This window comes from Paenibacillus sp. 01L418, assembly GCF_056400045.1.
The window spans coordinates 1-14,873 of sequence record NZ_JBFTSN010000006.1 but is presented as its reverse complement, the minus strand read 5'-3'; the positions used below and the strand labels follow the sequence as shown (position 1 = coordinate 14,873).

The following is a 14,873-nucleotide window of genomic DNA, read 5'->3' as shown; positions in this document are numbered from 1 at the left end:
CATGCAATGAATATTGTTTATTTATTTGTTTATTTATTTGTTTCTGCATTCTTATTCAATTATTTCTTATCTTGTAGTGCTATTATATCCGGAATAATAATCAATACCATGATTTATTATATTTTGCGTAAGCAAACCACGCGCCTCGTTGGAATTCCAATACGCGGAAGGCGATTACCATTTCATGTGGCTCCGCAAAAATAAGCTATCAATTAAGCAATATACAAAAACAAAAAACTGCAAGATCGCACAGCCTCATTCGGCAGCGGTCTTAGCAGTTTTTTGTTTCAAGGACTTTAATTTCCTAATTCTAAAGTATGTGGGCCAGGGGCAGTGCTCCCTTTATCCAACATCGCGCAGCACCATTTCTAAAATCAGCTTCGTCTCCCTTATGAATTCGATAGACGGAATGAAAACTCCGTTAGATAATCGTGCTGTCGTAGAAAAAAAAGCCCGTACTGGTATGATCCAGTGCGGGCTTTTTACGCTTGCTTGTCGCTTGCTCTATTAAACCATTACTTTGCAAATATCGTTCGTAAACGCAACTGGATCTTGAATTGGCAAACCTTCGATGAGAAGCGCTTGGTTGTAAAGCAGGCTTGTATAAAGAGCCAGCTTCACTTTATCCTGCCCAGCAGCATCCTTCAACGATTGGAAAATTTCATGGTTCACGTTAATTTCGAGCACCTTGTCTGCTTTTACATCTTGATTGTTCGGCATCGAATTCAATATTTTTTCCATTTCAATCGTTACTTCGCCTTCAGTGGATAAGCACACAGGGTGTGTTTTAAGGCGTTTTGAAGCTTTTACGCTTTTTACTTTATCGTTAAGAATTTCTTTCATCTGCTCGAAAAGCTCTTTATTGGCATCCTGCTCTTCGGCCGTTTCCTTGTCCTTCTCGTCCTCTTCAATACCAAGATCGCCGCTTGATACCGACTTGAATTCTTTATCCTTATACTTCGCAACCATCTTGATGGCAAATTCATCAATATCGTCCGTGAAGTACAAGATTTCAAAGCCTTTATCCGTTACCAGCTCGGTTTGCGGAAGTCTATCAATTCGCTCAATAGATTCACCGGAAGCATAATAAATGTACTTTTGATCCTCGCTCATTCTTGACACATACTCGTCCAGTGTAACTAGCTTCTTCTCTTTCGAGGAGTGGAACATAAGCAGGTCTTGCAGCACTTCTTTGTTCACGCCGTAATCGTTATATACGCCGAATTTCAGCTGTCTGCCGAATGCTTTGTAGAATGACTCATACTTCTCTCTGTCATCCTTCAATATGCCAAGCAGCGCGCTCTTGATCTTGCTGTTGATGTTCTTCGCAATCAGCTTCAGCTGACGGTCATGCTGCAGCATTTCACGAGAAATGTTGAGCGATAGATCCTCCGAATCAACCATACCTTTAACGAAGCTGAAATAATCAGGCAGCAGGTCTGAGCATTTATCCATAATTAGAACGCCATTTGAATAAAGCTCCAGCCCCTTCTCATATTCTTTTGTATAATAATCGAAAGGTGTGCTCTCCGGAATATACAAAATCGCATTGTACACAACAGCGCCATCCGCACTAATATGAAGATGCTTGATCGGTTTGTCGAAGCCGTAACGTTTTTCAAAATAAAACTGATCATAATCTTCCGATGTCAGCTCATTTTTGTTTTTACGCCAGATCGGCACCATGCTGTTAACGGTTTGCTCTTCTTGATATTCCTCAAACTCGTTTTCTGCATCTGCTTTAGGCCGTTGGCCCTTCACATCCATCTTAATTGGGTAGCGAATGAAATCCGAATATTTTTTGATGATCGACTTCAAACGGTACTCTTCCAAGTACTCATCGTATTGATCATCTTCGGTATTTTCCTTAATATTAAGTACAATTTCCGTACCAACGGAGTCCTTCTCGCATGACTCAATCGTGTAGCCGTCGGCGCCAGTTGATTCCCATTTGAACGCCTCATCGCTGCCAAGAGCTTTGGTCACAACGGTAACCACATCCGCCACCATAAATGCAGAGTAGAAGCCCACCCCGAATTGGCCGATAATGTTATGTCCATCCTTAAGCTCATTTTCCTTCTTAAAGGCAAAAGATCCGCTCTTCGCAATAACGCCAAGGTTATTCTCCAGCTCTTCCTTCGTCATGCCAATCCCTGTATCGGTGATCGTTAATGTTCGGTTTGCCTTGTCGGCAACGACTTTAACATAATAATCCTCTTTGTTAAATACCATTTGGTCGTCAGTTAGCGCTCTGTAATATAGCTTGTCGATCGCATCGCTGGCATTCGAGATAAGCTCTCTCAAAAAAATCTCGCGCTGCGTATAAATGGAATTAATCATCATTTCCAGCAATCGTTTCGATTCTGCTTTGAACTGTTTTTTGGACATGGATAGATCCCCTTTCCATTCATCAATAATTAGTAAGCCTAAAGGTAACGCAACAGGAAGGCTTGTTCAACGTTTATTAAACCGCTACCTTATATTTTAGCACTCAAACTCTTTGAGTGCCAATCCTTCTTTTTATATATCATAAACTATTTTTCGATGTCAACCTTCTTCCTATAATATCCATCCTTTGTCTATTAAAAAAAGAGCTGCCCCGAAAGTTAATAAACCTTCGGGCAGCTCCTCTTACGCTGTTGCAGCTATTTCCTTAAAACAGTTCTTCTTGAAATGGCTTTTTCAGCAGCTCGCGATAACGGCTCTGATGTGAATAAAACTTTTCGCGAATCATATCCGTTTCTTTTTCAATTTTGGCTACTCTGTCCAGAATGCTTTTGCCAAGTGCCGTATCGCCGGTGGAGAGCACATAATCCTGAAGATCCACCGAGCAGCCAAAGTCTATGCATTTGAATCGATATCCAAGGCTTACGAACGGCACGCCTGCCGCTGCTGACAGGTAACTAGCATGCAATTTGAAATTGATCGTCAGCGCATAGGACTTAAGCTTCTCCATCAAATCCTCATGATGGTACAGCTCCAAATCAAGATCCACATTCGTCTGGTTTCCCAGCTTCGAATATAGACGCTTGCAAGCTTCTCTATCAGGACCCCAAACGGAGAAAATATTAACGCGATAACCCTGCGATATTAATATACGCAGCGCCTCTACCAATTGCTGCTCTACCTTTTCCTCGTTGCCACCGAATATTCGATTATAAGCTGTTCCCCAGTTCACACCAATCGTTCTGCTAGCCTGCCCATTCTTGCGTGGCGACGGTGCAGGCAGCAGAAATGCCGGGTCACCGCTTATGATCGCCTGCTCCATTCGGACGCCAGAATCCTCGAGAAACTGATAGGACAACGGACCTCGGACACCGCAATATTTTGACATCTTCACTAGCTCAGCTAATTTCTCATTCGTTGCTAGGTTCTCACCGGTGTAGGCCAAATGGGCTGCGACCTTTCCCGAGGCATCAATTACAGGAAACTCCTGTCTATCATGACCGCTGCCCCAAATCATTACTTTTTTATGGTTCCGAGCCGCTTGGTAAGCAACATCGATATAACCTGGAATGAGCAGCGAGCCGCCGCCGAGCACGACAACATCATACGGACCCGAATTCCGAATATCTACGCCCGGTATTGACGGAATGACATCATATTTTTTCTCAGGCAGATAAGCTCTACACAAGTCGCGAAACAATAGCCACATTAACTCATCACCAACATTGTTAAACCCTAACCAGCCTACATACAAAATTCTTTTCATTCCGTACCGCCCTTCATTAAATCTCCCCAATTGCTGAACGATACACGCTCATAATTTGATCAATGGATTGATCGATATGAAACTCACGTTCCACCCAACGTCTTCCCTCTATTCCATTAGCGCGCAGCCCCTCCAGCCTGCGGCATCCATCTGCAATCTCGCTTGCAAACAAATAACGGGAATAAGCGGCAGACGAACCGTGGTCTCCAAAATAGTTAAGCCAAGCCTGCTCATAATTACCCGGCTCTACCCAGCCAAAATAGCCATGGTTGCCAATGGCAAGCACTGGCTTCTCGCAAGCCATTGCCTCCAGCGCAACGCGTCCCGTACCGACAACGATATCTGAAGCATTGTAATACTCTCGCATTTGAGATTGTTTTCCAACCATATGAATGAACCGTCTTCCGCTTTCCGCCTGAATAAATTCCGCAAGTTCTGAAATTGCATTATATTTAGGGCCATCCCCGACAACGATAAGCTCAAGCTTATCCCACCCATAACGATAAAGATCCTTCATCGCCCGCAGCAGGACATCACATGCGGTTGCCTTTCCCCAAGCCAAGCGGCTAGCATACATAAGTACAATTGCATCTTCAGAAATACCTAAGTCTGAGCGAAGCTTTGCGCCGCTGGATGGATAAAACTCCGCTAGATCGATGCCATTCGGGACAACGATAGACGGAAATCCAAACCGCGTGATACAGCTTTGAAGAGGAGCACTTACACATATGACCGATTCCGAGTAAACAAGCAGCGATTTTAGAGCAGTCTGCGGATAATAGGTGCCATGAACGGTAAATATAGACGGAATTCCTAATAAATTAGCTGCCTTTGCCGTAAACAAACCTGATGGAGTCTGATGCACATGAACGCAATCCACTTTCTCGCTTCGCATAATTTCCTGCAGCCTGACGATTCGCTCCGTTTGAACTGACGCTCCAGCTGGCTGGAATTCAAACAAATATACATGGCACCCGGCATCCTCAAACCGAAACCGCATAGGGCCGTCCGCGGCAATGATACTCACTCTTTGACCTATTTTTATTAGTGCTTTTGCTAGACTTAATACATGTGTTTCCGTACCACCGGCATCCATACTGTCCAGAGCCATTAAGACGGATAACGGCGAGCCTGCCATTTCACCTCACTCCTTTTTCGCATAAAAAGCCAATGATCGTTGGCTCGCATGCAGACGATAGTAATAAAGAATTTCAGGAATATTTGCAATACGAGCTTTATTATTCAAAAATTTAACGATGAACTCATAATCCTCCGCCCCGACAATTCGGCGGCTCAATCCGCCAATCTGGTCAAAAGCATCGCCGCGAAACATGATCGTCCCATGGCAAACACAGTGACCGCCGCTGCGGTAAACATCATGAATATCATCACCGAAACGCAGCCATTTTTCCTGAACATACTGCCTCTTCTCGGCTTCATCAAAGCTAGCGTAGCTCGTTCCTACCAGTGCAACCTCTGCATGGCTTTGAAGATAAGCTACTTGTTTCTCTAAACGCTGCGGATGGGAGAAATCATCCGCATCCTGTACCGCGATATATTGTCCGCGAGCGTGGAAGAAACCCGCCGTAATAGCTCCAGAAAACCCAATATTTCTAGGAAGTCTAACGAGTACGATAGATTCTGTGCCCGCTACTCCGTTCGCTTCGCACCAAGCCTCGATAACATCCAGCGACCTATCGGTCGATGCGTCATCTACAATGATGATTTCTTTATTCAAATACGTTTGACTCATCAAGCTGTCCAAACATTCAATGAGATATGCTGCACGATTATAATTTGCAATAACGATACTTACTTTTCCAAATTCCCGCTGCACCCTATCTCTCCTTTCTTGCCCTCTCTCCTATGAATGGCATGCAGAGCCTCAAAATGATCCCCTATTATTTGCATCGTTGCAATGGAATGGTCTCCTCCGGCATTGCTGTGTTTGCTCGGACGATAACGGTTTAAGCGATCAACTTCTACGCAGTGAACAGCCTTGACGGTTAACCCCCCGAGCAGTCCCAGCGCATAAGCTTTCGGCGGACATAATAAATTGGACCAATGAATAACATTAAGCGCCCGCCTATTCAGCGCAAATGGAACATGTACAAGTGAAGCATTCGCCAGATCCTCGCGGCCAACTGCCATATTCAGTGCTATTTTCAGCGTTGTCACGGCACTCCAAGGCATGCGCATGCTGAGGTGGTGATCCAGCTTATTAACAGCCAGATCACATTCGCTTAGCAGCGCATTAGGAAAAGGAGCAAGCTCCTTCCAAGGGATATTAAAATCACTATCCACAAACAGCAGCGCATCGCCAGTGGCTGCATATGCGCCAATAGCTCTGCCTACATCCGTTCCGAGCGGCTCCTGAAAAACAATGATCGACGCGCCAAGCTCTCTAGCAATACTCTCTGTACGATCATTGCAGCCATTAACAACTACGATAATTTCAGCTGGCGACAGCAATATTATTTCTTGGATGACACGTCCTATTGTCCGCTCCTCATTTTGAGCGGGTATAATCACTGACAAGCGCTGGTGAACCCCGCGCCGATTGCCTGTTTGGGAGAAATCTCTTCCTTTTTGTAAAGGAGGCAGCACTTCCTTATCCGCGGTCAATCGCTCGACATAGTCACGCCTTCTTCCATCATCCGTACAGCCATTCCTATAAAATCCGGACATATTCGATGACCCGTAAACGTATCAACACATCTTCCGTCCCACCGTATCCAGGTACACTCAAGGTTCGAACCACAATGTATGAGAAGCCTACCGTCAGCAGCACACCCGCAACCACATCCCCATTAGAGAGAATAACTTCTACATCTCTCCCTAGGTACGTGCGCAGCTTAAAATAAAATGACACATAATCAACTCCTACCGTTTGATACCCTCATCCTATTCGCTAGATTAATAGTGAGAACGGCATACGACTATTTTGAAAAAAATTTCATAGAATAGGCAAAAAAAAGAGAAGCCCTCTTTCCCACTTTATCAGTGAGTTCGAAGGCTTCTTCCTTGTCATTCAATGAGCCGCATCGCTCATCCCAATCTTATTACTTGTTGTAAATGGTATACATAATAACTGCTGCTTCCGCACGGGTTGTATAACCAAGCGGGTTAAGCTTAGCGCCGTCGCCCTTCACAATGCCGTTCGCTACGAGAAGAGCAGCACTGTCCGTTGCATAAGCTGCTAACTGCTTCAAATCGGTGAACGATTGCAATTGCTCCGAGCTTCCTGCTTGCAGCTTCTTGCCAGAAATATTTAACGCTCTTGCTGTCATCGCGATCATTTCTTGCCTTGTAATGGAGGCATTCGGATCAAATGCACCGTCCGCACGGCCAGTTACTACGCCAAGCTTCTTCGCAATGGCAACCGCATCATAATAATAAGAACCTTTTGCCACATCGGTAAACTGACTATCATACGCAGCATTAAGACCTAAAGTTTTCACGAGCAGGGTAATAAAATCTGCCCGCTTCACATTTTGAGCTGGAGCGTATGCTTTATCCGATATGCCGTTGATGACGCCTTTTGCCGACATAACCTTAATCGCTTGTTGCGCCCAAGGATATTTGCCAAGATCGTCAAACGTTTTGCTTACGAATACTACGCCATACGTACTGAAATGATTTACTGTGAAAAGCACAGCACCTTGCGATTTATCATACTTGCCGCTTGGCACTGCAATCACTTTACCTGCTGCGTCGAAATACCACACTGTAATTTGCTCGCTGCTCGCCAGCTCATCAGCTGTTGGAGTATAACTAAGCGATACGTTTACAGCAGCTTCTGTATTGCTCCATACCACTTTAACGCCGTCAACGAAGAGATTCAGCTCAATCGCAGGACGGCTGCCGATGGCTGCTCTCGCATCTTCGCTAAGCTTTGTTTTATCGATGTTCGCAATCACAATGGACACGTTTTTCGCATCCGAAGGCAGTGATTTCAACATATGGCTTGGTACAACAATCGTACCCGTACCTGTCTGAATTTCATACTGTACCGATAGCTTAGCCACGCTAATTGTCCCTTTAGGCAATTGCACCTCGTAGCCATTAGCTCCATTTACACTCGGTACTTTAATTGTAATGGTTTGAACGGTACCATTATTTCCTTCTACTGATTTCAAAGCTTCGTCGATAAGCGTCTGGCTTATCGCAGTTTTACCAAGTCCGCTAGCCGTGTCAATGACCGGAGTTGGTGCCGGTATTGTGCCCTTTCCACTCGGAGGCGTCGTAGGAGCTGGCGTTACAGCTGGCCCCGTTGGTGACGTCGGCGTTGGTGTTGGCGTTGGTGTTGGCGTTGGTGTTGTTGTTGGCTCTTCCCCTGGTGTAATGATATACGTAAATGGTGCAACAAAGCTGTCCTTCATTCCTGCTTTAATCGCGATCGTGCGGAGCACTGTCAGCTCCGAGAGCTTAAACTCTCCTTTGTACAATTGCCCATTTGTACTGGTAGGCAGCGATCCATCTGTTGTATAGTAAATGGCTGCTCCTTCTGTAGCAGTCGTTAAAGCAACCGTTTTGGTTCCTTTGTAGGCTCCAGCTTTCAGCGAAGCAGTCGGAAGCGCTGTGGTACCTGTAATTTGCGTAACCGCTTCAGTCTGCTCAAGCGTGATCCAATCAAGGTTTGCCCCATCATTATTGCTAGTAAATTGAATCGTTTGCACGCCTTCTGCAAGCTCTACAATGCCAGAAGCCTCTGCATATTTATCCCATCCACCACTTGCTCCTAGCGGTGTAGTAGACAACTTTTGCCCATTCACGGACAACGTTCCACTCACGCCTGCTTGCGGCGTTGCATAACGGTAGGTCACTTTGTAGAAGCTCGATTTTGCGATATTAACGTCAAAATAAAGCGAGCCTGCTGCCGCGATAAAACCTACGTTTTTGAATAACAGCGTTTGTCCGTCCATATTGCTTTGAACAGCAGCCGCATCCGCATGGGTGTAGCTTTCCGCTTCAATTTTCATAACACCGCTCTGATCCATTACCTGTACAACATAAGGCTCGAATTTAATGCCTCTAAGCTCGTAGCCGGATGCTCCAGCCAGAATACGAAGCTTTTGGTCGCCTTCAACGAGATCAATGACAATTCGCATTTCAACGACCTGGTTGTAAAGGTTTGGTACGTTAATCGTTTTCCGAACTGCGCCATCTTGCGCCTCCAGCACGATGCCATTCACAGCTTGGCCGCCAGATGTAGCCTTAAAGGTTGCAACATAGGAACCAGTAGCTGGCACGTGTACCAAATAATCGGCATAATCGCCCGCATCAATTTGGGTTAGCCTGCTCGCGCTTCCTGTTCCAGACACTGCGAATCCTTTTAATCGATTGAACTGATCCAATGAATCAAGGGACAAAAGATTTACTGGCTCCTTCACATTTTCGGTTCCAAGCAGCACTGCCTTAGCGTTTAACGCCATACCTCCTGTTGAATCATCGTAGGCTTGCAGTGGAACGTTAACCTGCAATTCCAATTCATTATAGTAAACGGTTCCGCTCCAGTTCAGCGTAAGCTTCACTCGATTAGGGCTGAGAAGCTCCGCCGAGCGCAGTGATACGCCTCCTTGCGAGGTCGCCGCTCCCGACACGGTTATCGCTCCAAGTTGACTCTGCACGAATGTACCGCCAGCAAGGGTAACGATTAGTTCTTTGCCATTTACGTCATAAGCAATCTGACTCTCTGACAAGGATAACGACTCCGCATCATCAATAGCCTTAATGATAACTTTAGAGCTCATCGTCTTACCGGTGCTTCCAGAAGCAGCTTCATATGTGCTGGCTGTTACTGTGACGGTACGATCAGAGTCATAGTCTCTAGTCGCCCCTCCTCCTAAGGTAAGCTTAGCCATATGGTCATCAACACGATAAACGCTATCTACAACCGTTCCGACATACCCGTCGATGGACCAATTGGAGGAAGTCAGCTCCTCTTTATACGTGTCGTTAAGCAGCTGGACAAAAATATGGCTTCCAGCCTCTGCACCTTCTGTTACGGCTGAGGCATCTGCGATAATAGCAGGCCCAACCGCAATGGCATTCAAGTTGAAGCCTTGATCAACGATTCGAACTCTTAGCGTATGAACACCTTCAGTCAGAGCAACTGTATCTGAAGCCATTGCCCAAGCATCCCAGCTCTCGCTGTTTGGTAGCTCAGTCATTTTCAGTACATTTCCTCCTAGTGAAAGCTCTGCTTTCGCTCCGTCATAGGTCGTGGAATATTGATACGTTATACCGTAGTTTCCATCCGCTGGAACCTGCACCTCATATTCCATCCAATCATTCGGATCGGCATAGCTGACCGCTGAGCCGTTTACGAGTACATTAAAGGCAGATGTGAATTTACTCGCCTCTATAGATGCGGGAAGTGAAATAGCTGCCTTATCCGCCTTCGTGAACGCAATACTTCTAACATTGAAGTCGTTTTTACTCACTTTCATCGTTAATTTATGCGCACCCTCTGGAAGCATAACGCGCTCGCGGCGATTAGCGAAGTACTCCCACTGGTACGTCGTCTGATTGATCGGCAGTGACACAAGCGGCTGGCCATCCAGTTCAAAGCTAACCAGACCATCCGTTTGGAAACCTGCAATCGCCAGATCGAGTTCATACTCGCCTGCTTCTGCTACATTTACAACATAATCGAACGAAGCTGTTCCATTTGGTGCAAATGAACCTAAGTATCCGTTCGGATTAACCTGGAACTCGCCTTCTGCTGAAGCGAAGCGCGTAGCGTCAATCGTTGCTGGAACGTTTGTTATTTGCGTACGATTCCAGCGATAGGTTGCTGCTGATTTGGCTGGAATGACCGGTTCAATTTGAAGTCCATCAACTATAATTTTAAATGGCTGCGGGTCACTCGTTTGGTTGATGACAACCGTTACAATTTCTTTGCCGTCTGGGCTTGCAAATGCAACGTTGGTTACTGTCGCAGCCGAGCCGTAATTGCTATCGATTCGCACATAACCAGGCTTCACGAATTTCGTAAACTGCCCCATCAAATAATACTCCGGCAGCAGCCAGTAGTGATCTGGATTCGAGGAATCCTGAACGACTGGGGTCGGATCAGGAATACCTACCCATTGATGGGATGAAATATCGCTGTCCAGCATCGTAACCCAGCTGTTATAGCTTTTAGCATAGTTGCGGAAATATTGTGCGATTCGGTCAGCGCCCGTTGTCCCCCATACCGCACGCTCCGTTAAATACACGCTTTTCTGCGGGAACAGCTTTTGAAGCTCCGTCATCATGGACAGCTCGCCGCCATAATCGTGGAACGCCGTCCCTTCTATGGCATCGTAAGCCCCTTCTACGGAATTACCCAGAATTTGTGCTGGATAAGCCATCGTATCGCCAGGATTGTGGTCGAACATCCATAGCTTTACACTTTTGATTTTTGCATTGCTATTCTGATCTAGCTTTGCCCGCAGCAGCTTGGCTAGACGTGACGCTTGCTGCCATGACATCGCTGTACTTGGATAATCAATTTCGAGCAGCGGCTCATTTTGCAGCGTCATGCCTTCAAAGTAGATGCCATGCTCAGCGTATGCCTCTAAAAATTTCACATAATAATCTGCAAGCACAGGAAGATATTCTTCCTTCACTTGACCTCTTACCATGCTGCCCGTTGTTTTCATCCAGCCTGGAGGGCTCCAAGGCGATGCAAAAAACTGTACATCGGGATTAATCGCTTGTATCTTTTTGACGGTTGGAATAATGCCAAAATCAATATCCTTCTGAATGGAAAATTTCTTAAGCTCAACGTCCGTTTCACCGGCAGGCAAATCATCGTACGAATAAAACTTTTGCGCTGTAAAATCGGAGGTTCCGATCGTTAGGCGAATCAAGCTCATGCCGATGCCGTTATCCTTGTCGATCAATTGGCGAAGCAGCTCTGTCTGCTTCTCCGGAGACATTTTCACAAGATTATGAATCGTCGCTTCTTCCATGGACGAACCGATTCCTAGCATCGTTTGATATTTTTTATCCGGATTTATCGTAATCGTTGTCGCTTTGCTGTTATCTGGAAGGGTAATATCTAAATTCGTCTGCTGCTCCAGCTTCTTATCGCCAGCTTGATAACGATCCGCATAATACCATTTGCGGTCACCCGCATCACGTTCACTGGAGATCCATGCCTCAACAGCTCCGCTAATAAGGACTGGCTGTTCGCCGCCTCCATTACCTGGATCAGTGCCGCCACCGCCGCCAGCTGGAACATCGCCTGTACGCGTAAACTCTACCCAGTTAAAATTAATGTCTCCGGCAATAAACTCAAGCCTCAGCTTTTGAATGCCTGCTTGGCTTAGCACGATATTCTCGACGGTGGCCGTTTGCCAGCTTTGCCAGCCTCCTGTGGAGCCTACGCTCAACGTACCAAGCGTCGCTCCCGCTTCGCTCTTAATCTTAATCCCCGTTGCACCGCCGTTGCCAGCATAGCGGAAATCGGCTTTATAGGTACCGGGTTCGCTCACTTTCACCCTATAATCCAGCCATGCGCCGCCGGACGTCCAGCCAATATTTTTGCCGCCGCCAATGTCCTGCGTGTCCTCTGTATTCAATCCGCTGCTCTTCGCATCGAACGCTTCCGCCTCGACCTTGCCCGGGATAGGCAGTGAAGGCTTCTCTGGTTCTACAGGTTTGCTCGGCAGATCAGGCGTAGCCTGCCCGCTCGTCAAGCCGTAACCGATAGGAAACAGCAAATTCGGACTGACATCGGTCATAATTGGATAATTATTCGTTACATAAAATGGCCATTTAATCGGGTTTTTCCCTTTAAACGGTTTGCCCCCAATCAGTACATCAGCGACGCCTTGACCTTCCGTACCTGGAAGCCATGCTGCGACAAGCGCATCCCAGTCACCCAGTTGATCCGCTATCGTAAGCGGGCGTCCGGATACAAGAACAACAACGAGTGGAATGTTCGGATCAGCTGCACGAATATTTGCAATCGTTGCGAGATCCTCTTCGTCGAGATTCAGGCTCGTACGATCTCCATTCGTTTCTGCATAAGGCGTTTCGCCTACAACAGCAATAGCTACGTCATAACCAGCAGCGCCGCGGCCATGCTTGTTGTACGTTACCGTCTTCGCGGCTCCTGCAACCTCTTTAAGTCCTTCATAGATTGTCGTTCCGGTCGTAATCGCCCCGGATGCTCCCTGCCAAGTAATCGACCAGCCGCCAGATTGGTTGCCGATATCGTTCGCATTTTTACCTGCTACGAAGATTTTGTCCATATCCTTCAGCTGAGACATAATCGGTGAACCGTTCACCTCATCGTTCTTCAGAAGAACGAGCGACTCCGCCGCAGCTTGACGCGCAAGCGCACGATGCTCAGATGCACCGAAGTAGCCTGCCAAATCCATATCTGTCTTTGGATTCTCAAATAGGCCAGATGAAATTTTTACCTTCAAAATACGGAGGACTGCATCATTGATACGCTCTTCCGTAATGCTGCCATCCTTAACAAGACTAATTAAATGCTCAAGGCTGGCTCTCCAGTCACCCGTCAGCATGAACATATCTACGCCTGCATTAACGGACGCTTTCAGCTGATCTTTCAAGCCGCTGACTGCTTTGCCGTCTTGATCACGCGTGATTTGCTGAATCGCGTTATAATCCGAAATAACAAAACCTTTAAATCCAAGCTCACCCTTCAGCACATCCGTAAGAAGCCGCTTATTCGCATGCATCTTAAGGCCTTGAATGCTGTGGTAAGATGCCATTACCGTTTGTACACCTGCATCAACGGCAGCTTTGTACATCTCTAAATCACTTGCAATAAGCTGATCCTCTGTGTACTTCGTTACATTCCCTTGGTTAACGCCGTTATCCGTATAGCCTTCACCTAAAAAATGCTTCGCAGCGCCAACGACATGTTTCGTCTGACTGCGCTCCGCAGGTGTTTCTCCTTGCAGCCCTTGAATGTATGCTGCACCAAGCACCTTGGATATCGCTTGATTGCCGCTGTATCCTTCATAGGTCCGGCCCCATCGAATATCCTGCGGGGCTGCAATCGTCGGCGCAAAATCCCAATTTGCTCCGGTTGCGCGTATTTCCTTTGCTGTCGCGGCGCCGATTTGTTTCACCAGCTCAGCATTATTCGCTGCACCCAAACCGATATTATGCGGGAACAAGGTTGCTCCCTTCACATTGTTATGTCCGTGTACTCCATCCACGCCATACAACAGCGGAATCCCGAGACGCGTAGAAAGCGCGCCATTCTGATAGCCGTCTATAAGCGTCTGCCAATTTTCACGCGTGCTGTCCTGCTGCTTGCCGTTCGGGAACGAACCGCCGCCGCTAAGCACCGAGCCGATAAAATATTGCTTCACTTCCTCAGGCGTAATATTCGATTTCTCTGGCTGTATCATTTGTCCTGCGCGCTCTTCTAGTGTCATCCGGGCAAGCAGATCCGCCGCCTTTGCATCCACGCTTTTTGATGGGTCCAAGTACGTCGGCAATCCCCCATTTGACTGCGCCAAAGGCGCTGCTCCTACTGAAAGCAAGCTCGTCATTAGCGATATGACCAGCAGCATCGCCGTCATCATCGACATTTTTCTTTTCAAACCAAACCCTCCCCATAACTATAATTGTCGTCTCACGGCATATCCCTTCTTAATTGAAATGGACAGCTGTAGACGAGATTACTTACAAGTATAAAATTGAAAACGATTTCATAATATGAGTCATTTTTAAGATGATGTGCGTTGTTTTTTGTATAATATAATCGATTTCAAAAATACATCGTCTCTCATTCTATAGTTCATCCTATTTCCTTTTCATTCAACGATCTAATCTAACAGCATAAACAGACAATTTACCGCAAAATTTGCTAAATGACCCCAATTAAATCTACAATAGAATAATAAGATTTAAATTCACTCTAGGAGGCTGAGCTAAATGAGCTCTTTCAAATCATGGCTGCAAACAAGTAAGCAAGGACTAACCGATCAGGTCAAAAAATTTAAAAATAAAGAATTCCTAGATGCGGTAGTAGCTGGCTGTGCGATTGTAGCAGCAGCAGACGGTTCCGTCGACTCCAATGAAAAACAAAAAATGGCCGGCTACATAGGCCGCAGCGAAGAATTAAAAGTTTTTGATATGAGTGATGTGATTAACCGTTTCAATCACTTTGTAGGCAACATGG

Annotated in this window: 8 protein-coding genes; 1 reads left to right on the top strand and 7 read right to left on the bottom strand. The window is 46.3% G+C overall.

Features of this window, described 5'->3' with window-relative positions; all coding sequences use genetic code 11:
- Positions 1-507: 507 nt before the first annotated feature.
- From htpG to AC1DSE_RS01635, 7 genes are all read right to left on the bottom strand, one after another.
- On the bottom strand, positions 508-2,388 hold the full coding sequence (gene htpG, locus AC1DSE_RS01665; protein WP_477509929.1) for a molecular chaperone HtpG: 1,881 nt from the start codon (positions 2,386-2,388) through the stop codon (positions 508-510).
- A gap of 265 nt (positions 2,389-2,653) precedes the next feature.
- Positions 2,654-3,712, bottom strand: coding sequence for a polysaccharide pyruvyl transferase family protein (locus tag AC1DSE_RS01660; protein WP_477509930.1), 1,059 nt, complete (start codon positions 3,710-3,712; stop codon positions 2,654-2,656).
- A 16-nt stretch (positions 3,713-3,728) separates the two neighbouring features.
- On the bottom strand, positions 3,729-4,850 hold the full coding sequence (locus AC1DSE_RS01655; protein ID WP_477509931.1) for a glycosyltransferase: 1,122 nt from the start codon (positions 4,848-4,850) through the stop codon (positions 3,729-3,731).
- A 6-nt stretch (positions 4,851-4,856) separates the two neighbouring features.
- Complete coding sequence (locus AC1DSE_RS01650) at positions 4,857-5,549, bottom strand: glycosyltransferase family 2 protein (RefSeq protein ID WP_477509932.1); 693 nt, start codon at positions 5,547-5,549, stop codon at positions 4,857-4,859.
- Positions 5,525-6,400, bottom strand: a complete 876-nt coding sequence (locus AC1DSE_RS01645) for a glycosyltransferase family 2 protein (RefSeq protein ID WP_477509933.1) — start codon at positions 6,398-6,400, stop codon at positions 5,525-5,527. Before AC1DSE_RS01645 ends, AC1DSE_RS01650 begins: the two co-directional genes overlap by 25 nt.
- Positions 6,384-6,584 carry a hypothetical protein gene (locus AC1DSE_RS01640; RefSeq protein WP_076267366.1) on the bottom strand — a complete coding sequence of 67 codons (201 nt, stop codon included), beginning with the start codon at positions 6,582-6,584 and terminating at the stop codon, positions 6,384-6,386. The genes AC1DSE_RS01645 and AC1DSE_RS01640 overlap by 17 nt, the downstream gene beginning before the upstream one ends.
- A gap of 190 nt (positions 6,585-6,774) precedes the next feature.
- Positions 6,775-14,292, bottom strand: coding sequence for a glycoside hydrolase family 3 N-terminal domain-containing protein (locus AC1DSE_RS01635; protein ID WP_477509934.1), 7,518 nt, complete (start codon positions 14,290-14,292; stop codon positions 6,775-6,777).
- A 334-nt stretch (positions 14,293-14,626) separates the two neighbouring features.
- Between AC1DSE_RS01635 and AC1DSE_RS01630 the strand changes: the two genes are divergently transcribed.
- Positions 14,627-14,873 (top strand): tellurite resistance TerB family protein (locus tag AC1DSE_RS01630; protein ID WP_477527347.1); only part of this gene is annotated, 247 nt, incomplete at its 3' end.

Excerpts from the sequence above, each read along its gene's own strand:
- htpG (WP_477509929.1), bottom strand. The coding sequence starts at position 2,388 with ATGTCCAAAAAACAGTTCAAAGCAGAATCGAAACGATTGCTGGAAATG.
- AC1DSE_RS01660 (WP_477509930.1), bottom strand. The coding sequence starts at position 3,712 with ATGAAAAGAATTTTGTATGTAGGCTGGTTAGGGTTTAACAATGTTGGT.
- AC1DSE_RS01655 (WP_477509931.1), bottom strand. The coding sequence starts at position 4,850 with ATGGCAGGCTCGCCGTTATCCGTCTTAATGGCTCTGGACAGTATGGAT.
- AC1DSE_RS01645 (WP_477509933.1), bottom strand. The coding sequence starts at position 6,400 with ATGTCCGGATTTTATAGGAATGGCTGTACGGATGATGGAAGAAGGCGT.